The following is a 19,676-nucleotide window of genomic DNA, read 5'->3' as shown; positions in this document are numbered from 1 at the left end:
CCGGCTGACATCCGGTGACTTCCTCAACTCCGGCCCTGTCACTGACCGTACGACGAAGGGGCTGCCCCGCGTGCGGCAGGGCAGCCCCCTCCGGGCTCAGCCGACCGGAGCGCCCGCCGACTCCTCGGCGAGGCGTTCCATGCCGCTGGTGGTCTTCAGCGGCTTCTCCTTCAGGAACATCACGGAGATCAGCGCGAGCAGCGCGAACGGCGTCGCGATGAGGAACAGGTCGGCCGTGGCGACGCCGTAGGCGTGCTCCACGATCGACCGCATCGGGGCAGGCAGCGTCGTCATGTCCGGCACGTGCGAGGACTCGCCGCCCGAACCCTGGCCTGCCGCCCCGGTGATGCCGGCCTCCTCCAAGCCCTTGGTCATCTCGGTCGCCACGCGGTTGGCGAGGATCGCGCCGAGGACGCTGGTGCCGATGGTGCCGCCCATGCTGCGGAAGAAGGACAGCACGGAGGTCGCCGCGCCCAGCTCGGTGGCGGGCACGTCGTTCTGGGCGGCCAGCACCAGGTTCTGCATCAGCATGCCGACGCCGATGCCGAGTACCGCCATGTAGATGCTGAGCAGGCCGAAGTGGGTGTCGGCGCCGATCGTGGCGAGCAGTCCGAGTCCGGCGGTCATGATGACGGCGCCCGCCACCAGGTACCGCTTCCACTTGCCGGTCCGGCTGATCATCTGGCCGGCGGCGGTGGACGACACCAGCAGGCCCAGGATCATCGGCAGGCTCATCAGACCCGCGACGGTCGGCGACTTGCCGAGGGACACCTGGAAGTACTGCGACAGGAACACGGTCCCGCCGAACATGGCGACACCGACCAGCAGGCTGGCCACGGTGGTCAGCGTGACCGTGCGGTTGCGGAAGATGCCGAGCGGGATGACCGGCTCGGGGGTGCGGGACTCCACGAACACCGCGGCCACCAGCAGCAGCACGCCACCGCCGGTGAGCGCGGCGGTCTGCCAGGACGCCCAGTCGAACTGGTTGCCGGCCAGCGAGACCCAGATGAGCAGCGCGCAGACACCGGCGACGATCAGGAACGCGCCGAGCCAGTCGATCCGTACCTGCCGCCGGACTGTGGGCAGCCGCAGGGTGCGCTGCAGCAGCGCGATGGCCAGCAGGGCGAACGGCACGCCGATGAAGAAGCACCAGCGCCAGCCCAGCCAGTCGGTGTCGACCAGCACACCGCCGACCAGCGGTCCGGCCACGGTGCCCACGGCGAAGACGGCGCCGAAGATGCCCGCGTACCGGCCCAGTTCGCGCGGCGGGATGACGGCGGCCATGACGACCTGGGCGAGCGCGGTCAGACCACCGGCGCCGATGCCCTGGATGACCCGGCTGAAGATGAGCAGTCCGACGCCCTCGGAGAAGCCCGCGAGCAGCGACCCCACGACGAACATCGACAGGGACAGCTGCAGCAGCAGTTTCTTGTTGTAGAGGTCGGACAGCTTGCCCCACAGGGGCACCGTCGCGGTCATCGCCAGCAGTTCGGAGGTGACGACCCAGGTGTAGGAGGACTGGCTGGCCCCGAGGTCGGCGATGATCCGGGGCAGCGCGTTCGAGACGACGGTGCCCGCCAGGATCGCGACGAACATGCCGGCCATCAGACCGGACATGGCCTGGAGTGTCTGCCGTTGGGTCATGGAGGTGGGCGACGCCTGTTCCGGCGTCTGCGGTGGTGCGGTCACGACAGCTCTTTCGACGGTGGTGATCGGATGATCGCGCGAGAGGGCACGCTCAGGAGGAGGGGAGGAGGTGCTCGGGCGGCGCGCGACGGGAGAGGGGACGCTGACCCGGGGTCGGACCGGGCGGCGGGTGCGATGCTCAGCCGGGCGGCGTCGGCAGTCCGGCGGCGAGGCTCGCGAACGTCTCCTGGAACACGTCCGCGAACTGGCGTTCCTCCGGGTCGGCGCTCCAGTGCTCCACGGCGACCCGGACGGCGGTGCCCGCGACCGCGGCCAGCAGTCGCGGATACAGGTCGAGGCTCCGGCGGGCGTCTTCGTCCGGCGCGGTCGTCTCGGGGACGTCCGTGGGGCCGCCGCGCAGGCGCCGGGCGATGGCCACGGCCAGCCCGGTCTCGTCCGCCATGTGCGCGCCGAGGCTGCGCACCAGCAGATGCGGTGCGGCCCGCAGCACCTCGGCATGGAGTTGCCACAGCTCGTGCTGCTGCTCGGCCTCGGCGAGTTCGGCCGCGATGGCGTCGCGCACGGCGTCGAGCGGGGGGACCTCGGCCGGGGCGCGCAGCACGGTGCTCCGCACCCGGGCGCTGATGTCCGTGTCGATCACCACGAAGGCGTCGTCACGCGCGTCGAAGTAGTTGAAGAACGTCCGTACGGAGACACACGCCGCGGCGCTGATGGCCTCGACGGTGACGTTCTCCACCCCGTGCTCGGCGGCCAGGCGTACCGCCGCCTCCGCGAGCGCGGCCCGGGTGGCCCGCTTCTTCTGCTCACGCAGGCCGCCCCCTGCGGCACTCTTCTCCGGCATAACTTGCATGGTATGCAAAGATGCACGTCCTGCAAAATTGACCCGGGCCCGCGCCTCAGCCGCCCCGCGCCGCTCCCGTGCTCTCCCGCCCGATCAACTGCGGCACCGGCACCTGCACCGTGCGGGCCGGACCGCCGTCGAGCAGGGCGGTCAGCTCCCGGGCCGCCGTACGCCCGAACTCCACCGTGTCCCGGGACAGTGCGGACAGCCAGGGCTTGACCATGCGGCACAGCGCGGAGTCCTCCCACGCCACCACCGACACATCGGCAGGCACGGAGAAACCCAGCCCTGCCGCAGCGGCGACGCCCGCGACGGCCATCACGTCGTTGTCGTAGACCAGGGCCGTCGGGGGAGTGGGCCCGGACAGCACGCGGCGGGTCACGGCGGCGCCCTCCGCGTCCGAGTAGTCGGTCGTCACCGACCGCACCTCGGTGAGACCGCGCCGGTCCGCCTCGGCGCGCAGCGTACGGATCCGGCGCTCGGTGTGCGCGAGTCCCGCGAGGCCGGCGATGTGCACGATCCGCCGGTGCCCGAGGGTGTACAGCTCGTCGACGACCGCGGCCATCGCGCCCGCGTCGTCCGCCCACACCGTGGTCAGCCCGGGGTGCCGTGCGTCGGGCGCGCCGCCGATCACCACGCCGGGCAGGCCCAGTTCGTCGAGCAGGTCCGGGCGCGGGTCGTCGGTGCGCGGGTCGACGACGAGCACGCCGTCCACCCGGTGCTCGGCCCACCAGCGCCGGTACACCGCGCACTCGTCGGCGATGTCCTGCGCAATCTGGAACAGCAGCCCGAGATGACGCTCCGCCAGCACCTCCTGGATGCCGGACACGAGCTGCAGGAAGAACGAGTCCACGCCCAGCGTGTCCGCGGGCCGGGCCAGTACGAAGCCGACTGTCGCCGCGCCCTCGCCGGACAGCGCCCGCGCCGCCGTGCTCGGCCGCCAGCCCAGCTGCTCGGCGACCCTGCGCACCCGGTCCCGGGTCACCTCGGAGACCCCCGGACGCCCGTTGAGCGCGAACGACACCGCGCTCTCGGAGACCCCGGCACGCCGCGCGATGTCCTTCATCGTCGGCCGGCGCGCGGGAGACCGCTTGCCCGTCACATGCTGCTCCCATTCGAAAGGCGCCGCGCACTAATGCGCTTGAGTGCGATCACCCTAAAGCGCATTAGTGATCTAACGCAAGGCCTGGCCCCCACCATCCTGACCTGGCATTTCTCTCAACTGAAGGCTTTAGCTGAGCTGAATCCATTGACTTTGTGCGGAGGGGAAGTGCAAGGTCTGCCCGACGCGCCGGTCCATCCCGGACGTCACCGGACCTCACCGCCGCAAAGGAGCACATCGTCGTGCGTATTTCCCGCCGGACCTTCGCCGCCGTCGCCGTCGTCCTCGTGCCGCTCAGTGCCTGCGGCTCCGGGGGAGACGACGGCGGCTCGGCCGACGCCTCGGGCGAGGTGGAGGGCAACATCACCTTCCAGACCTGGAACCTCCGCGCCAACTTCAAGGACTACTTCGAGGGCCTGATCGCCGACTTCGAGAAGAAGTACCCGGGCACCGAGGTCAAATGGGTCGACCAGCCCGCCGAGGGCTACGCCGACAAGATCAGCGCCGACGCGGCCGGCGGCACCCTGCCCGACGTCGTCAACGTCTCCCCGGACCTGGTCGCCCCGCTCGCCAAGGCCGGCCTCGCGCTCGACCTCGACAAGGCCGCGCCGCAGTACAGGAAGGAGTACCTGGAAGGCGCCTGGGCCAGCCACGAGATACCAGGCATGACCGGCACGTACGCCTTCCCCTGGTACCTCAACACCGGCCCGCTCTTCTACAACAAGTCCCTGTTCAAGAAGGCCGGACTCGACCCCGACCAGCCGCCCAAGACGTACGACGAGGTCTTCTCCGCCGCCCTGCAGATCGCGCAGAAGACCGACGGCGAGGTCGCCACCCTCGCCAACGTGCCCACCATCGAGGACTTCGGCCGCTACGGCGTCCCGCTGATGAACAAGGAGGGCACCGGCTTCACCTTCAACGACGCCAAGGGCGTCGAACTCCTCACCAAGTACAAGGAGTTGTACGACGCCAAGGCCCTGGACCCGCAGGCGCTGACCGCCACGCCCGAGTCGTCCGGCAAGAAGTTCCTCACCGAGGCCGTCGCCATGAACCCGGGCAGCGCCCTCGACCTCGGCAACTTCAAGAAGCAGGCGCCGAACCTGTACAAGAACATCGGCATCACCGACCAGATCACCAGCACCGGCCACGTCAACATGTACGTGATGGGCGTGATGGTCAACGCGCAGACCAAGCAGAAGCCCGCCGCCGTCGCCTTCGCGCACTACGTCACCGACGCCGCGCACCAGATGTCCTTCGCCAAGCAGGTCGCCATCTTCCCGAGCACCGCGGGCTCGCTCGACGACCCGTACTTCACCAAGGAGGACGGCACCGACGAGACCCGGGTGCGGGTGGCCGCCGCCAAGTCGCTGAAGAACGCGGTCAACTACACGCCGGTGCTGTTCAGCGAGCAGATGAAGGTCGAGCTGCGCAATGCCGTCGCCCGCGCGCTCCAGGGCAAGGAGAGCCCGAAGGAAGCTCTTGACAACGCTGTCAAGGCGTGTGACCGGCTGCTCCAGCAGCAGGGCTGAGTCGTCATGGCGAGTCCCGCTGTCTCCCGGGTGCGGCGCCAACTGCCGAGCAGCCCCTGGCTGTTCGCCGCGCCCGGACTCATCGTCATCGGCGCGTTCGTGCTGTACCCGTTCGTCTCCACGCTGGTCAACGCGTTCACCGACCGCCGGACGCTGGTCCCGGGCGAGTTCGTGGGCCTCGCCAACTTCCGCGAGCTGCTCCACGACGACATGTTCTGGATCGGCCTGCGCAACAGCACGCTCTACGTCCTCGGAGTCGTACCGGCCCTGGTGATCCTGCCACTGCTCCTTGCCCTGCTGGTGCACAAGAGCATCCCCGGCATCACCTTCTTCCGCTCCGCCTTCTACACCCCGGTCGTCGCCTCGATCGTCGTGGTCGGCCTGATCTGGGTGTGGCTGCTCGACGAGCGCGGTCTGGTCAACTCGCTGCTGGAGGCGGTCGGCGTCGGCCGGATCGGCTTCCTCAGCGACCAGTGGCTGCTGCTGCTCAGTGCCATGACTGTCACGGTCTGGAAGGGCCTCGGCTACTACATGATCATTTACCTGGCGGCGCTCGGGAACGTACCGCGCGAACTGCACGAGGCCGCCGCGGTCGACGGCGCCGGAGCGGTACGCCGCTTCCTCACCGTCACCGTGCCCGCTGTGCGCTCCACCATGGTCCTGGTCGCCGCGCTCTCCTCGGTCGCCGCCTTCAAGGTGTTCTCGGAGGTGTATCTGATGGCCGGACCCGCCGGCGGACCGGCCGGCGAGGACACCACCCTGGTGATGCTGGTCCAGCGCACCGGCACCGGCCTGACCGGCCGGGTCGGCTACGCCTCCGCGATCTCCGTGGTCGTCTTCGTCGTCACCGTCGTCCTGATGCTGCTCGTGCTGCGCGCCGACCGGAGGGAGGAACGATGAGCGTGATCGAGAAAGTACGTCCCGCCGAAGCGCCGCCCGCCCCGAAGCGTGCACCCCGTCGCCGCCTCACCGACGAGCACGGCCGCCGCATCCCCGGCTGGGAACTCTCCCTGCGCTACCTGCTGCTGCTCGCCGTGCTGGCCCTGACCGTCGGCCCGTTCCTGTGGCAGCTGTCCACCTCGCTCAAGGGACCGACCGAGGACATCTTCAGCTCTCCGCCGAAGTTCCTGCCGAGCGACCCGACCCTGCACAACTACGAGCGCGTCGCAGAGACCATCCCGGTCTGGGACTACGCCCTGAACTCGCTGAAGGTCGCCCTCGCGAACGTGGTGACCAACTGCGTCGGCGCCGCCCTCGCCGGCTACGCCCTGGCCCGGCTGCGCTACCGGGGCCGCCGTGCGGCCACGCTCGCCTTTGTGCTGGCGATGCTCGTGCCGGTGGAGAGCATCATCATCGCCCAGTTCACGTTCATGCGGGACCTCGGCCTCAACAACATGCTCGTCGGCGTGCTGCTGCCCGGCTCCATCGCCTCGCTGAACGTGCTGCTGATGCGCAACGCCTTCCTCAACCTGCCGTACGAGATCGAGGAGGCGGCCTTCGTCGACGGCGCCAACGTCTGGCAGCGGTTCCTGCGGATCGCGCTGCCGTCGGTGAAGGGGACGATCGCTGTTGTCGCGATCTTTGCCTTCATGGGCGCCTGGGACGACTTCCTGTGGCCGCTCATCGTGCTCAGCGACCCCTCCAAGTTCACGTTGACCATCGGCCTGAACTATCTGCACGGCACCTTCGCCAACGACGAACGCCTCGTCGCCGCGGGCACGATCATCGCCGTCGCGCCGCTGATCGTGCTCTTCGCCTGTCTGCAGCGGTACTTCTTCCGCGGCGTCGGCGAGGGCGCCATCAAGGGCTGACCCACCCGTACCTCCGACTGGCAAGGAACCCGCATGCCCCCTGCCGTGCGCTTCGGCGTCAACTACACCCCGAGCGAAGGGTGGTTCCACCACTGGCTCGACTTCGATCCGGACTCCGTACGCGCCGACCTCGACTCGATCGCCGCGCTCGGCCTGGACCACATCCGCGTCTTCCCGCTGTGGCCGTACTTCCAGCCCAACCGCACCATGATCAGGCCGAAGGCCGTCGAGCAGCTGGTCACACTCGTCGACGCCGCCGCCGAACGCGGACTCGACGTCAACGTGGACGGACTGCAAGGGCACTTGAGCAGCTTCGACTTCCTGCCGGCCTGGACCGGGACCTGGCACCGGCGGAACCTCTTCACCGACCCGGACGTCCTCGACGGCCAGGCGACCTACCTGCGCACCCTGGCCGCGGCCCTCGCCGACCGCCCCAACTTCCTCGGCATGACCCTGGGCAACGAGGTCAACCAGTTTGCCGCAGGCCCGCATCCCGACCCCGACCGGGCCACCGAGGCGCAGATCGACGCATGGCTGGAGCGGATGCTGGCGGCCTGCGAGGGGGGCGCGCCCGGCAGACTGCACCTGCACGCCGAGTACGACGCGACCTGGTACCAGGACGACCAGCCGTTCACCCCGGCCCAGGCGGCCCGGCGTGGTGCCGTCACGGCCGTGCACTCCTGGGTGTTCAACGGCACCGCCCAGCGCCACGGCCGTACCTCCGTGCCGAGCGAACACCACGCCGAGTACCTCATCGAGCTCAGCAAGGCCTGGGCCGACGACCCGCACCGGCCCGTCTGGCTCCAGGAGGTCGGCGCACCCGCCCCGCTCGTCCCGGCCGAGCACGCCGCCTCCTTCACCGAGGCCACGGTGCGGCACGCGTTGGACTGCCCGGACCTGTGGGGCATCACCTGGTGGTGCTCCCACGACGTCTCGCGCGACCTCGCCGACTTCCCCGAACTCGAGTACGGCCTCGGCCTGTTGACCAACGACCGGCGGCCCAAGGACTCCGCGCGGGTGCTGGCCCGCGCGGCCCGTGAGCACACCGGCGCCGCGCCCGCCGCCCGGACCACGGCGCTCGTCGTACCCGCGGATCCGTCCCTCCGTTCCCGCTGTGCGCCCGGCGGTCCGGTCTTCGACGCCTTCTTCCGGCTGGTCGCCGACGGCGCCCGGCCCGCCACCGTCCTCGACACCAAGGCGGACGACAAGGACCATCTCGCCGCCCGCGGCATCACCGAGGTCGTCACTCCCGACCAGGTACTTCCCCTCCCACAAGGAACCCAAGGAGGCACCCGCTCGTGAACCCCACCAGACGCACCGTCCTGCTCGCCGGCGCCGCAGCCGCCCTGCTGCCGGGCATGCCCGCCGCTGCCGCCCCCAAGTCCGCGGCAGCGCTCCAGCCGTACGCCTCCTACTGGTATCCGGACTCGCTGCCCTCCGGCACCCCGGGCGCCGGCATCACCTGGCGCAGCCTCAAGGCCTGGCGCGCGGCGAACGACCCCGACCTCGCCTTCAACGCGGCCTCCGTGCCCCTCGCTCCACGCTTCACCCCGACCCCGGCGAACCCCACCGCCCGCACCGACCAGGCCCGCATCCAGTCGCTGGTCTCCTTCGGGCCGACGTCGAGCAACCCGTCCCAGGGCTCGGCCACCGCCGACTACTACGCGCTCACCCACTGGGCCTACATCGACGAACTCGTCTTCTGGGGCGGCTCCTCCGGCGAGGGGCTGATCCTCGCCCCGAACGCGCCCGTCGTGGACGCCGCCCACCGGCACGGCGTGCGGGTCCTCGGCAATGTCTTCCTGCCGCCCGTGGCGTACGGAGGGCAGTTGCAGTGGACGCGCGACCTGGTGCAGAGGGACGCGGCCGGGCGCTACCCACTCGCGGCCCAGCTCGTCGCGGTGGCGGCTGCCTACGGCTTCGACGGGTGGTTCGTGAACGCCGAGACCGGGGGAGGGGACGCGGCTCTCGGCGCGGACATGCAGGGCTTCCTGCGGGAGCTGAAGTCGCTCGCCGCCGCCCGGGGGCAGCGCGTGACCTGGTACGACTCGATGACCGTGAACGGGAACGTCAGCTGGCAGGGGGCGCTCAACGCGCAGAACCAGCCGTTCTTCGAGGCCGCCGACGACATGTTCCTCGACTTCCGGTGGACGGCGGGCAGCCTGGTGTCCTCCGGGCAGCGAGCGGAGCAACTGGGTCGCAGCCGCTACGAGTTGTGGGCGGGCGTCGACGTGGAGGCGAACGGCTGGAATACGTCCGTCAACTGGGACGCCATCGTGCCGACGGGCTCGCCGCACGTCACCTCGCTCGGCTTCTACCGGCCCGAGTGGACGCGCAATCACCTGCCGGCGGACGGGAGGGCGCCGGGGGAGTTCCACGCGGCCGACGACCGCTTCTGGACCGGACGGTCGCTCGATCCGTCACGGCCGGACGCGACGGACCGATGGCGGGCGCCCTCAGTGACGGTGGCCGACCGGTCGACGGTCACGTCGGTTCCGTTCGCGAGTGTGTTCAACACGGGACACGGGCTGCGATGGTACGAGGACGGCGTCGTCACCTCGGACGTGCCGTGGAACCATCTCGGGCTCCAGGACCGGCTGCCGTCGCGGCGGTGGGTCGTGCACACCGAGGGGCGGCGTCCCACCGTGAACTTCGACTTCGCGGACGCATGGCGCGGCGGGAGCAGCGTGCTCGTCGACGGTGAACTGGACCAGCCCGCGACGGTCGATGTGTACGCGACTCGGCTGCCGATCACCGGTGACACGGTGGTCGAGCTGACGCACCGGTGTGACGCGGGTGCGGTGAACGTCGAGCTGGCGGTCGCCACCGCCGAGCCGAGCGCGCCGGGTGCGACACCGCCGTACACGTATCTGCCGGTGAGCTCGGTCAACCAGTGGAGGACCGTGGCCGTCCCACTCACCGGTCTGACCGGAACAGTGCACTCCATTGCCGTCCGGCTCACCCCGGTCGACCCCGGCAGTCCCGTGCGCTGGCGCCTCGGCGCCCTGGCCGTCCGCACCGCGCCGCCCCGGACCCCCGCCGCCCCCACCGCCTTCAGGATCACCGCCGCCTCCGCAGGTGACCTGCGCTTCGGCTGGCAGCCCGCCCCCGACGGCGTCCGCCACCACACCCTCCACCGCCTCCTGCCCGACGGCACCCGGCGCTTCCTCGGCGGCACCTGCCAGCGGGCCTACTTCGTCGGCGGCCTCAAGCCCGAGCAGGGTGAGCAGGCAGCGCGGTTCGAACTGCGCGCCGTAGGGGAGCTCTACACCTCGTCGGACCCCGTGACCGTGAACCACACCTGGTAACCACCGCAACCCAGCTACGGAGCACCCCGCATGCATGACGACCGCAGCCTCGTGGAAGCCCGCCTGAGGCGTGTCCTCGACGAACGCATCCGACCCGCCGTGTATCCCGAGTCCGTGCCGCTCGACGTGGCCGTCTGGCACGCCCCCGACGAACCCGTGCCGGTCGCCGAGGGGCTCGCGGCCGAGCCCGAGCCGATCGAGGTGGGCGCCCGGTGGGGTGCTCCCTGGGGCACCAGCTGGTTCCGGGTCACCGGGACCGTGCCCGAGGCGTGGGCCGGCCGGACCGTCGAGGCGATCCTCGACCTCGGGTTCGACGAGAACATGCCCGGATTCCAGTGCGAGGGCCTGGTCTACCGGCCCGACGGCACGCCGGTGAAGGGGCTCAACCCGCGCAACCAGTGGGTGCGCATCGGCGCCCCGGTCGAGGGCGGCGAGGAGGTACGCCTGCACATCGAGGCCGCCTCCAACCCCGTCATCCTCGACTACCACCCCTTCCGGCCCACGCAGCTCGGCGACAAGGAGACCGCCGGCAGTGAACCGCAGTACACGCTCACGCGCATGGATCTCGCCGTCCTCGACGAGACGGTGTGGCAGCTGGTGATCGACCTGGAGGTGCTCGGCGAGCTGATGGCCGAGCTGCCGGTGGAGTCGGCGCGCCGTTGGGAGATCCTGCGGGCGGTGGAGCGGTCCCTGGACGCGGTCGATCTCCAGGACGTGGGCGGTACGGCGGCCGAGGCCCGTGCCCGGCTCACCGACGTCCTCGCCACCCCGGCGGCCCCGTCCGCGCACCGCATCAGTGCCGTCGGTCACGCGCACATCGATTCGGCGTGGCTGTGGCCGCTGCGCGAGACGGTCCGCAAGGTGGCGCGCACCACCTCCAACATGACCGCGCTCCTGGACGACGAGCCGGACTTCGTGTTCGCCATGTCGCAGGCCCAGCAGTGGGCCTGGGTGAAGGAGCACCGGCCCGAGGTGTGGGCGCGGGTGAAGAAGGCCGTGGCGGACGGGCGGTTCGTGCCGGCCGGCGGGATGTGGGTCGAGTCGGACACCAACATGCCGGGATCCGAGGCGATGGCCCGGCAGTTCGTGCACGGCAAGCGGTTCTTCCTCGACGAGTTCGGCATCGAGAACGACGAGGCCTGGCTGCCCGACACCTTCGGCTTCGCCGCCGGACTGCCGCAGATCATCAAGGCCGCGGGGAGCAAGTACCTGCTGACGCAGAAGATCTCCTGGTCCCGGACCAACAAGTTCCCGCACCACACCTTCACGTGGGAGGGCATCGACGGCACCCGGATCTTCACCCACTTCCCGCCCGTCGACACCTACAACTGCTCCATGAAGGGCAGCGAAATCGCCCACGCGGCCCGTAACTTCAAGGACAAGGGCGTCGCCCGCCACTCCCTCGCCCCCACCGGCTGGGGCGACGGTGGCGGCGGTACCACCCGTGAGATGGTCGCCAAGGCGGCCCGGCTGCGCGACCTCGAAGGCTCGGCGACCGTCGCCTGGGAGACTCCGGCGGACTTCTTCGCCAAGGCGGCGGCCGAGTACCCGAACCCGCCGGTCTGGGTCGGCGAGCTCTACCTCGAACTCCACCGCGCCACCCTCACCAGCCAGGCCAAGACCAAACAGGGCAACCGACGCAGCGAACACCTCCTGCACGAGGCCGAGTTGTGGGCGGCCACGGCGGCCGTGCGCACCGGATTCCCCTATCCCTACGAGGACCTGGACCGCATCTGGAAGACGGTGCTGCTGCACCAGTTCCACGACATCCTGCCCGGCTCCTCCATCGCCTGGGTGCACCGCGAGGCCCGCCGTACCTACGAGCGGATCGCCGAGGAGCTGAACCGGATCATCGACGCCGCCCAGCGCGCCCTGGCCGGCGAGGGCACCACCCTGCTCGTCTTCAACGCGGCCCCCCATGCCCGCGCCGGAGTCCCGGCGGGCGGCGCGGCCACGCCCACCACCAAGGGCCGGACCACGCTCGCCGCCCGTCCGGACGGCGGCCACGTCCTGGACAACGGGCTGCTGCGCATCGAGGTCGATGCCCGGGGCCTGGTCGTGTCGGCGTACGACATCCAGGCCGACCGCGAGACGATCGCCCCCGGCCGGGCCGCGAACCTCCTCCAGCTCCACCCCGATTTCCCGAACATGTGGGACGCCTGGGACGTCGACGAGTTCTACCGCAACACGGTCACCGACCTGACCGACGCCGACGAGGTCATCCCCGGTGAGGACGGGGTGTCGGTGCGGATCGTACGGTCCTTCGGCGCGTCGCGCGTCACGCAGGAGCTGTCGCTCGCGCCGGGGGAGCGGCGGCTGGTGGTGGACACGGAGGTGGACTGGCACGAGACGGAGAAGTTCCTCAAGCTCGCCTTCCCGCTCGACGTGCACGCCGAACGGTACGCGTCGGAGACCCAGTTCGGGCACTTCCACCGGCCCACCCACACCAACACCTCATGGGAGGCGGCAAAGTTCGAGGCCTGCAACCACCGCTTCGTCCACCTGGAGGAGCCCGGCTGGGGTGTGGCGATCGTCAACGACTCGACGTACGGCCACGACGTGACCCGCACGGTCCGCACCGACGGCGACGGAGGTACGACGACCACGGTCCGTGCCTCGCTCCTGCGCGCCCCGCGCTTCCCCGACCCCGAGACCGACCAGGGCGTCCACCGCTTCCGGCACGCCCTCGTCCCGGGCGCGGGCATCGGCGACGCGGTGTGCGAGGGCTGGCGGATCAATCTGCCGGAGCGGCGGATGACCGGTGCCGGAGAGGTCGCCCCGCTGGTCTCGGTCGACCGGGACGCGGTCGTGATCACGGCCGTCAAGCTGGCCGACGACGGCAGCGGCGATGTGGTGGTCCGCCTCCACGAGGCGCACGGCGGTCGCGTCCGCGCCAAGCTCACCGCCGGGTTCGAGGTAGCGGCGGCCGCGGTGACGGATCTGCTGGAGCGCCCGCAGGCCGACGCGCCGCAGCCGCAGCGCGACGGTTCCACCATCACGCTGCGGCTGCGGCCGTTCGAGCTGGTGACGCTGCGGCTGAAGCGGACCTGAGCAGGTAGGGGCGAGCGGATCCGGACGGTCCTACGGCCCCGGTCGTACGGATCAGGCCCGAGTGGTCGTACCACCACTGCCCACCGGCCCGCTTGCCCCGCCGCACCCGGCCCACGAGGATCCACGTATGCGCACGGCACCGCCCCACCAGGTCCTGATGGTCGTCTTCGACGGGGTGCAGATCCTCGACGTCACAGGACCGCTGGAGGTGTACGCCGCGGCGAACGAGCACGGTGGGTCCTACCGGATCACCACGGCGTCCGTGGACGGCGAACCGGTGACCGCGACGGCCGGGGTGCGGCTGGTGCCTGACCTGGCGGTGAAGGACGTCGACTTCCCGGTCGACACACTGATGGTGCCCGGCCGCCCCGACTGGTGGGCGGCGGTCGCCGATACGCCGCTGATCGACGGCGTCACGCACCTGGCGGCCGGTGCCCGCACCGTGGCCGGTATCTGCGCCGGCGCCTTCCCGCTGGCCGCCGCCGGTCTGCTGGACGGGCGGCGGGCGGCCACGCACTGGCGGCTCGCCGCGGACCTCGCCGCCCGCTACCGGGACGTCGAGGTCGACAGCGACCCCATCTTCGTGCGGGACGGGCGCTTCATCACCTCGGCCGGGATCACCGCCGGAATCGACCTTGCGTTGTCGCTGGTGGAGGACGATCTCGGGGCGGACGTGGCGCGGGCGGCGGCCCGGCAGCTGGTGGTGTTCATGGCCCGGCCGGGCGGGCAGTCGCAGTTCTCGGCGCGGCAGAGCGCGAAGTACCCGGCGGACTCCGTGCTGCGCCGCGTGCTGGACGCGGTCACCGCAGACCCGCGCGCCGAGCACACCCTCGCCTCCATGGCCCGTACCGCCGGAGTCAGCGAGCGTCATCTTTCCCGGCTGTTCCGAGCCGAGACCGGGACGACCGCGGCCGAGTTCGTGGAACGGGTAAGGCTGGAGGCGGCGCAGGCGCTGCTGGAGAGCGGCGGCGACACGCTCGACGCGGTCGCCCGGGCCAGTGGCTTCGGCTCGGTCGAGACGATGCGGCGCACCTTCCGGCGGCTGCTCGGCCTCACGCCCGGCGCGTACCGGGAGCGGTTCCGGTCGACCCGACGGTGATCAGGGCTTCCGCCCCGGTCACTCGGGCCAGTCCGACCCGAGGACGATGTCGACGAAGTTCTCCCGACGGTACCCGGGCACGTACCGCTCGAGAACGTCGGCCTTGACGTTGCCGAACGTCGTCTGCGGCCGGTGCGCGATGCCGTCGGTGAACTCCTGGAGGATCCGCCGCTTGAAGTCCGGCCGCGGATGCAGCGCCACGACCTCCGCGAGCGCCTGGTCCCCGATCTCCTTCAGGCCCAGGCCCAGTACGTCCGCCTCGACGCCGGCCGTGACGAGGGCGACCTCGGGGGCCATGTGCCACGGGATCTCCGGAGTGGTGTGCAGCGCGATGCCCTGCCAGGCCAGGTCGGCCCGCGCTTCGGCGACACCGTGCCGGACCAGGAACCGCCGCGCCTCGTCGGCGCCGTCGATCTCGAAGCGCTGGTCGGCGCGCCGGTACCGCTCGGTCAGGCCGAGGTCGTGGAAGAGGGCGCCGACATAGAGCAGTTCGGGGTCGGCGGACAGGCCGCGGGCCCGACCGCGCAGCGAGCCCCAGAAGAAGACGCGCCGGGAGTGGTGGAAGACGGTGTCGGAGGCCTCGTCGCGGACGAGTTCGGTGGCCTCGCGGGCGAGCGCGCTGTCCGGTACGGCGACGCCCGCTGTCTCGGTGGGTCGGGTGGTGGTCATGGCTGCCTCCTGGGGTTGATTGCCGTACTCGAATCAACCCCACTCGGGCCCGCTCACATGACCGTCCTCACGGACACGCGACCCTCGGATCCGGACATCACGTCCAAGGCCGCATCGGCGCCCTCGGACCCGTCACGCCCCCAACTGTGCCCGCAGCCACTCCTCCACCTCGCCCACATGCGCGGCCGCCGCCGCCCGGGCCGCCTCCGGATCCCGGGCGACCAGGGCGCGGTGGATCGCGGCGTGCTCGCGGCGGGTGCGGGCGAAGGCGCCCTCCTCCTGGTAGCCGCGCCAGACGCGGGCGCGGAAGGTGCGGGAGGACAGGCCCTCCAGGATCGCGGCCATGGTCTCGTTGCCGGCGGCCACCGCGATCTCGCGGTGGAAGGCCAGGTCGTGGGCGAGGATCTCCTCCGGGTCGTCCGTGGCGTTCATCGCCGTCAGGTGCTTCTCGACCTCCGCCAGCCGGTCCGGTGTGATGCGCGCCGCCGCCAGGGCCGTCGCCGTCGACTCCAGGATGCGGCGCACCTCCAACAGCTCCACCAGACGTGGACCGCGGGACAGGTCGGCCACCACACCGAACGTCTCCAGCAGGTCGCCGGCCTCCAGTTGCGTGACGTAGATGCCGGAGCCGTGCCGGGCCTCCAGCACCCCCAGCACCGTCAGCGCGCGGATCGCCTCGCGCATCGAGCTGCGGGAGATGCCGAGCTGGGCCGCCAGATCGCGCTCGGTCGGCAGCCGCTGGCCGGGCTCCAGCCGCCCCTCGGCGATCATCGCCTTGATCCGCTCGATGGCGCGCTGCGTCACGGTGCCCTTCTGCGGGGCTGTCTCGTCCACGCCATTCCTCCCGTCGCCCGAGGCGCCTGAGGGCGCCTGGTGAGCGGCAGTGTAATCACCAGATTGGTCGGACCACTACGGCCAAAAACAGCGAGAATCTGCCTCCACAGGGTGTTGTACCGGCAAAGTGGTCTGATAAATATGCGGGCATCTGCTGGAACACGCTCAACGAGGAGCCGCCAGATGCCCGGCACAACAGCGCGGAAGCAGAACAGGTCACGGATGGTCAAGGCGGTGGCCGCGGTCGCCGGCGCCTCACTCGTGCTCGCCGCGTGCGGCAGCACCAAGGACACCGGCGCCTCCAGCGCCGGAGGAGGCGGAGGTACCGGCAAGGTGGGAGTGATCCTGCCCCTGCTGACCTCGCCGTTCTGGCAGTCGTACAACGACTATGTGCCCAAGATGGCCGACTCCGAAGGTGTCGAGGCACTGAAGACGGTCAACTCCAACAGCGACCCCTCACAGCAGATCACCGACATCAACAACCAGCTCAACCAGGGCGTGAAGGGCCTGGTCGTCGCCCCGCTGGACAGCGCCGCCATCGAGGCCGGCCTCGACCAGGCGGAGCGCAAGGGCGTGCCGGTCGTCGCCGTCGACGTGGCGCCGGACAAGGGCAAGGTCGCGATGGTCGTACGCGCCAACAACGTCGCCTACGGCGAGAAGGCCTGCCAATACCTCGGCGAGCAGATCCCCTCCGGCAAGGTCGTGCAGATCATGGGCGACCTCGCCTCCGTCAACGGCCGTGACCGCTCCGAGGCCTTCCGGGCCTGCGTCAAGAAGAACTTCCCCAAACTCAAGGTCCTGGAGATACCGGCCAAGTGGGAGTCCGACACCGCGGCCTCCAAGCTGGACACCCTCCTCAACGCCAACCCCGACATCAAGGGCATCTACATGCAGGCCGGCGGCGTCTACCTCGCGCCGACCCTCCAGACCCTGAAGTCGAAGGGCATGCTGAAGAAGGCCGGGCAGGCCGGTCACATCACGATCGTCTCCAACGACGGCATCCCGCAGGAGTACGACGCCATCCGCAAGGGCGAGATCGACGCGACCGTCTCCCAGCCCGCCGACCTGTACGCCAAGTACGGCATGTACTACATCAAGGCGGCGATGGAGGGTAAGACCTTCGAGCCCGGCCCCACCGACCACGACTCGACCATCGTCAAGCTGCCCAGCGGCATCCTCGAGGACCAGCTGCCCGCCCCGCTGGTCACCAAGGACAACGTCGACGACCCCGAGCTCTGGGGCAACACGGTCAAATGACGACGCCACTCGTTGAAGCGCGGGACATCGTCAAGCGCTACGGCCCCACCACCGCCCTCGCCGACGCCCGGCTCACCGTTCTCCCCGGCGAGTCCCACGCCCTCGTCGGCCGCAACGGCGCCGGCAAGTCGACCCTGGTCAACATCCTCACCGGCCTCCAGGCGGCCGACGAGGGCGAGGTCCGCTTCGACGGTCACCCCGCGCCCCCGCCGGCCGACCGCGACGCCTGGCGCCGCAAGGTCGCCTGCGTGTACCAGAAACCCACGGTCGTCACCGAGTTGACGGTCGCCGAGAACCTCTTCATCAACCGGCAGCCGCTCAACCGTGGCTTCATCAGCTGGCGCAAGCTGCGTGCCGAGGCCGCCCAGCTCCTCGACACCTGGGACGTGCACGTCGACCCCGAGGCCCGCACCGCCGACCTCAAGGTCGAGGACCGCCAAATGGTCGAGATCGCAAGGGCGTTGAGCTTCGGCGCCCGTTTCATCATCCTCGACGAACCCACCGCCCAGCTCGACAACCGCGAGATCGAGCGGCTGTTCACGCGCATGCGGGCGCTCCAGGACTCCGGCGTCACCTTCCTGTTCATCTCGCACCACCTCCAGGAGGTGTACGAGGTCTGCCAGACCGTCACGGTCCTGCGCGACGCCCACTGGATCACGACGGCACCGGTCGCCGAACTCCCGCGCCGGGCCCTGGTCGAGGCCATGGCGGGCGAGTCCGTCGAGACCATCGCCGAGCAGGCCGTGGACCCCAGGGACGTCGACCACGACGCGCCCGTCCTCCTCGAAGCGCGCGGGCTCACCTCACCGTCGTACGAGAACATCGACCTCACCGTCCGCCGCGGCGAGGTCGTCGGACTCGCCGGGATCAGCGGCAGCGGCAAGGTCGAGCTCGCCGAGTCCTTCGGGGGACTGCACACCCCGACGAGCGGGACCGCTCAACTGGACGGCGAGCGGCTCCCGTTCGGTGATGTGCGGGCCGCCCTCGAGGCGGGCGTCGCCTGCGTGCCCCGCGACCGGCACGACCAGGGCCTGGTCGCCGGCATGACCATCGGCGACAACGCGACCATGAGCGTCCTGGAGCGGCTCGGCCGCTTCGGCTTCGTCGGCACCGAACGCAAGCGCGGCTTCGCCACCGCCCTCATCGAACGCCTCGACATCCACACCGAGGGCCCCGACCAGCTCGTCTCCGACCTGTCCGGCGGCAACGCGCAGAAGGTCGTCATGGCCCGCGCCCTCGCCTCCGACCCCCGTCTGCTCGTGCTGATCAACCCCACCGCGGGCGTCGACGTGAAGTCCAAGGAGTCCCTGCTGGCCCGCGTGGACAGCGCCCGGGAGGACGGCATCGCCGTGCTCGTCGTCTCCGACGAACTCGACGACCTGCGCCGCTGCGACCGCGTCCTCGTCCTGTTCCACGGCCGTGTCGTCGCCGAGCACCCGGCGGGCTGGCGCGACCACGAGCTGATCGCCTCCATCGAAGGAGTGGACCATGGCTGACACCAAGGCCCCACCGGTTACGCCCGTCAAGGTCCCCGATCCCCGTGCGGCCAGGACGGTCCTGCTCCGCCGCGCCCGCGAACTCGCCCTCGTGCCAGCCCTGTTGCTCCTCATGGTGCTCGGCGCGCTGGTCAACGACTCGTTCCTGACCGAGCGGAACCTGATCTCGATCCTGGGCGCGTCCGCCGCTCTGGCGATGGTCGTGCTGGCCGAGTCGCTCGTTCTCATCACCGGCAAGTTCGACCTGTCCCTCGAATCGGTCGTCGGCATCGCGCCCGCCGTCGGAGCGCTCCTCGTCCTGCCCGCCGCCCAGTCCGGCTGGGGCACCGAACTCCCCGCCGCCCTCGCCCTGCTGGCGATCCTCGTCGTGGGCGCGGCCGTCGGTGCCTTCAACGGCATCCTGGTCGTGAAGTTCAAGCTCAACGCGTTCATCGTGACGCTCGCGATGCTGATCGTCCTGCGTGGTCTGCTGGTCGGCGCGACCAAGGGCAAGACGCTGTTCGGGATGCCCGACAGCTTCTACTCCCTCGCCACCACGACCTTCATCGGCATCCCGATGTCGGTCTGGCTCGCGGCGGCCGCCTTCGCGATCGCCGGGTTCGTGCTCAAGTACCACCGCATCGGACGAGCCCTGTACGCCATCGGCGGCAACGCGGATGCCGCCCGCGCGGCAGGCATCCGGGTCGAGCGTGTGATGCTCGGCGTGTTCGTCGTCGCAGGCACCCTCGCGGCCGTCGGCGGGATCATCCAGACCGGCTATGTCGGCGCGATCAGCGCCAACCAGGGCAACAACATGATCTTCACCGTGTTCGCGGCCGCGGTGATCGGCGGCATCAGCCTCGACGGCGGCAGGGGCACCATGTTCGGCGCGCTGACCGGCGTACTCCTCCTCGGCGTCGTGCAGAACCTGCTCACCCTCGCCCAGGTGCCGTCGTTCTGGATCCAGGCCATCTACGGCGGAATCATCCTGGTCGCCCTCATGATCGCCCGCGTGACGACGGGCCGCGCGCAGGACTGACCCCGCGCCTGACT

General features: G+C 70.5%; 15 protein-coding genes. 10 read left to right on the top strand and 5 right to left on the bottom strand.

The features are described from left to right. Positions 1-96: 96 nt before the first annotated feature. The 3 genes from ACFVJQ_RS31035 to ACFVJQ_RS31025 form a co-directional block, all read right to left on the bottom strand. Positions 97-1,644 carry an MDR family MFS transporter gene (locus ACFVJQ_RS31035; RefSeq protein WP_385788875.1) on the bottom strand — a complete coding sequence of 516 codons (1,548 nt, stop codon included), beginning with the start codon at positions 1,642-1,644 and terminating at the stop codon, positions 97-99. Between the two features lie 181 nt (positions 1,645-1,825). Continuing rightward, positions 1,826-2,497, bottom strand: coding sequence for a TetR/AcrR family transcriptional regulator (locus ACFVJQ_RS31030; protein ID WP_385514370.1), 672 nt, complete (start codon positions 2,495-2,497; stop codon positions 1,826-1,828). A gap of 46 nt (positions 2,498-2,543) precedes the next feature. Beyond that, a complete protein-coding gene (locus ACFVJQ_RS31025; protein WP_385514434.1) occupies positions 2,544-3,554 on the bottom strand; it encodes a LacI family DNA-binding transcriptional regulator in 1,011 nt (336 codons plus the stop codon). 278 nt (positions 3,555-3,832) lie between these two features. Between ACFVJQ_RS31025 and ACFVJQ_RS31020 the strand changes: the two genes are divergently transcribed. The 7 genes from ACFVJQ_RS31020 (at position 3,833) to ACFVJQ_RS30990 (ending at position 14,388) form a co-directional block, all read left to right on the top strand. After that, positions 3,833-5,119: an ABC transporter substrate-binding protein gene (locus ACFVJQ_RS31020; protein WP_385788841.1), complete on the top strand. Its 1,287-nt coding sequence runs from the start codon at positions 3,833-3,835 to the stop codon at positions 5,117-5,119. Between the two features lie 6 nt (positions 5,120-5,125). Continuing rightward, entirely contained in the window at positions 5,126-6,019 is an 894-nt protein-coding gene (locus tag ACFVJQ_RS31015) for a carbohydrate ABC transporter permease (RefSeq protein ID WP_385514372.1), read from the top strand. Next, positions 6,016-6,930, top strand: a complete 915-nt coding sequence (locus ACFVJQ_RS31010; protein ID WP_385788839.1) for a carbohydrate ABC transporter permease — start codon at positions 6,016-6,018, stop codon at positions 6,928-6,930. The genes ACFVJQ_RS31015 and ACFVJQ_RS31010 overlap by 4 nt, the downstream gene beginning before the upstream one ends. Positions 6,931-6,963: 33 nt before the next feature. Then, entirely contained in the window at positions 6,964-8,232 is a 1,269-nt protein-coding gene (locus ACFVJQ_RS31005; RefSeq protein WP_385788837.1) for a glycosyl hydrolase, read from the top strand. Next, complete coding sequence (locus tag ACFVJQ_RS31000; protein WP_385788835.1) at positions 8,229-10,238, top strand: endo-beta-N-acetylglucosaminidase; 2,010 nt, start codon at positions 8,229-8,231, stop codon at positions 10,236-10,238. Before ACFVJQ_RS31005 ends, ACFVJQ_RS31000 begins: the two co-directional genes overlap by 4 nt. A gap of 30 nt (positions 10,239-10,268) precedes the next feature. Continuing rightward, positions 10,269-13,289 (top strand): alpha-mannosidase, encoded by a 3,021-nt coding sequence (locus ACFVJQ_RS30995; protein WP_385788833.1) that lies wholly within the window; start codon positions 10,269-10,271, stop codon positions 13,287-13,289. A gap of 127 nt (positions 13,290-13,416) precedes the next feature. Next, positions 13,417-14,388 carry a GlxA family transcriptional regulator gene (locus ACFVJQ_RS30990; protein ID WP_385788831.1) on the top strand — a complete coding sequence of 324 codons (972 nt, stop codon included), beginning with the start codon at positions 13,417-13,419 and terminating at the stop codon, positions 14,386-14,388. An 18-nt stretch (positions 14,389-14,406) separates the two neighbouring features. Here ACFVJQ_RS30990 and ACFVJQ_RS30985 read toward each other — a convergent pair whose 3' ends face one another. Both ACFVJQ_RS30985 and ACFVJQ_RS30980 read right to left on the bottom strand, forming a co-directional pair. Then, entirely contained in the window at positions 14,407-15,057 is a 651-nt protein-coding gene (locus ACFVJQ_RS30985) for an HD domain-containing protein (RefSeq protein WP_385514378.1), read from the bottom strand. 132 nt (positions 15,058-15,189) lie between these two features. Further along, the gene (locus ACFVJQ_RS30980) at positions 15,190-15,891 is read right to left on the bottom strand and encodes a FadR/GntR family transcriptional regulator (protein ID WP_385514379.1); all 702 of its coding nucleotides are present in this window, start codon (positions 15,889-15,891) and stop codon (positions 15,190-15,192) included. A gap of 183 nt (positions 15,892-16,074) precedes the next feature. On the opposite strand from ACFVJQ_RS30980, the gene ACFVJQ_RS30975 reads away from it, so the two are divergent. Genes ACFVJQ_RS30975 through ACFVJQ_RS30965 form a run of 3 tightly spaced genes read left to right on the top strand, consistent with a single transcriptional unit; the run spans position 16,075 to position 19,662 of the window. Beyond that, positions 16,075-17,148, top strand: coding sequence for a sugar ABC transporter substrate-binding protein (locus ACFVJQ_RS30975; RefSeq protein WP_385514380.1), 1,074 nt, complete (start codon positions 16,075-16,077; stop codon positions 17,146-17,148). Beyond that, positions 17,145-18,644, top strand: coding sequence for a sugar ABC transporter ATP-binding protein (locus ACFVJQ_RS30970; RefSeq protein ID WP_385514381.1), 1,500 nt, complete (start codon positions 17,145-17,147; stop codon positions 18,642-18,644). The genes ACFVJQ_RS30975 and ACFVJQ_RS30970 overlap by 4 nt, the downstream gene beginning before the upstream one ends. Continuing rightward, complete coding sequence (locus tag ACFVJQ_RS30965) at positions 18,637-19,662, top strand: ABC transporter permease (RefSeq protein WP_385514382.1); 1,026 nt, start codon at positions 18,637-18,639, stop codon at positions 19,660-19,662. Before ACFVJQ_RS30970 ends, ACFVJQ_RS30965 begins: the two co-directional genes overlap by 8 nt. Positions 19,663-19,676 lie beyond the last annotated feature (14 nt).

The organism is Streptomyces sp. NPDC127197, from assembly GCF_042672405.1.
Lineage (GTDB): Bacteria > Actinomycetota > Actinomycetes > Streptomycetales > Streptomycetaceae > Streptomyces > Streptomyces flavusporus.
Note: the sequence above shows the minus strand (reverse complement) of the source record. Positions and strands in the feature narration are given on the sequence as shown.

Excerpts from the sequence above, each read along its gene's own strand:
- ACFVJQ_RS31035 (WP_385788875.1), bottom strand. The coding sequence starts at position 1,644 with ATGACCCAACGGCAGACACTCCAGGCCATGTCCGGTCTGATGGCCGGC.
- ACFVJQ_RS31030 (WP_385514370.1), bottom strand. The coding sequence starts at position 2,497 with ATGCAAGTTATGCCGGAGAAGAGTGCCGCAGGGGGCGGCCTGCGTGAG.
- ACFVJQ_RS31025 (WP_385514434.1), bottom strand. The coding sequence starts at position 3,554 with ATGAAGGACATCGCGCGGCGTGCCGGGGTCTCCGAGAGCGCGGTGTCG.
- ACFVJQ_RS31015 (WP_385514372.1), top strand. The coding sequence starts at position 5,126 with ATGGCGAGTCCCGCTGTCTCCCGGGTGCGGCGCCAACTGCCGAGCAGC.
- ACFVJQ_RS31010 (WP_385788839.1), top strand. The coding sequence starts at position 6,016 with ATGAGCGTGATCGAGAAAGTACGTCCCGCCGAAGCGCCGCCCGCCCCG.
- ACFVJQ_RS31005 (WP_385788837.1), top strand. The coding sequence starts at position 6,964 with ATGCCCCCTGCCGTGCGCTTCGGCGTCAACTACACCCCGAGCGAAGGG.
- ACFVJQ_RS30995 (WP_385788833.1), top strand. The coding sequence starts at position 10,269 with ATGCATGACGACCGCAGCCTCGTGGAAGCCCGCCTGAGGCGTGTCCTC.
- ACFVJQ_RS30990 (WP_385788831.1), top strand. The coding sequence starts at position 13,417 with ATGCGCACGGCACCGCCCCACCAGGTCCTGATGGTCGTCTTCGACGGG.
- ACFVJQ_RS30985 (WP_385514378.1), bottom strand. The coding sequence starts at position 15,057 with ATGACCACCACCCGACCCACCGAGACAGCGGGCGTCGCCGTACCGGAC.
- ACFVJQ_RS30975 (WP_385514380.1), top strand. The coding sequence starts at position 16,075 with ATGCCCGGCACAACAGCGCGGAAGCAGAACAGGTCACGGATGGTCAAG.
- ACFVJQ_RS30970 (WP_385514381.1), top strand. The coding sequence starts at position 17,145 with ATGACGACGCCACTCGTTGAAGCGCGGGACATCGTCAAGCGCTACGGC.
- ACFVJQ_RS30965 (WP_385514382.1), top strand. The coding sequence starts at position 18,637 with ATGGCTGACACCAAGGCCCCACCGGTTACGCCCGTCAAGGTCCCCGAT.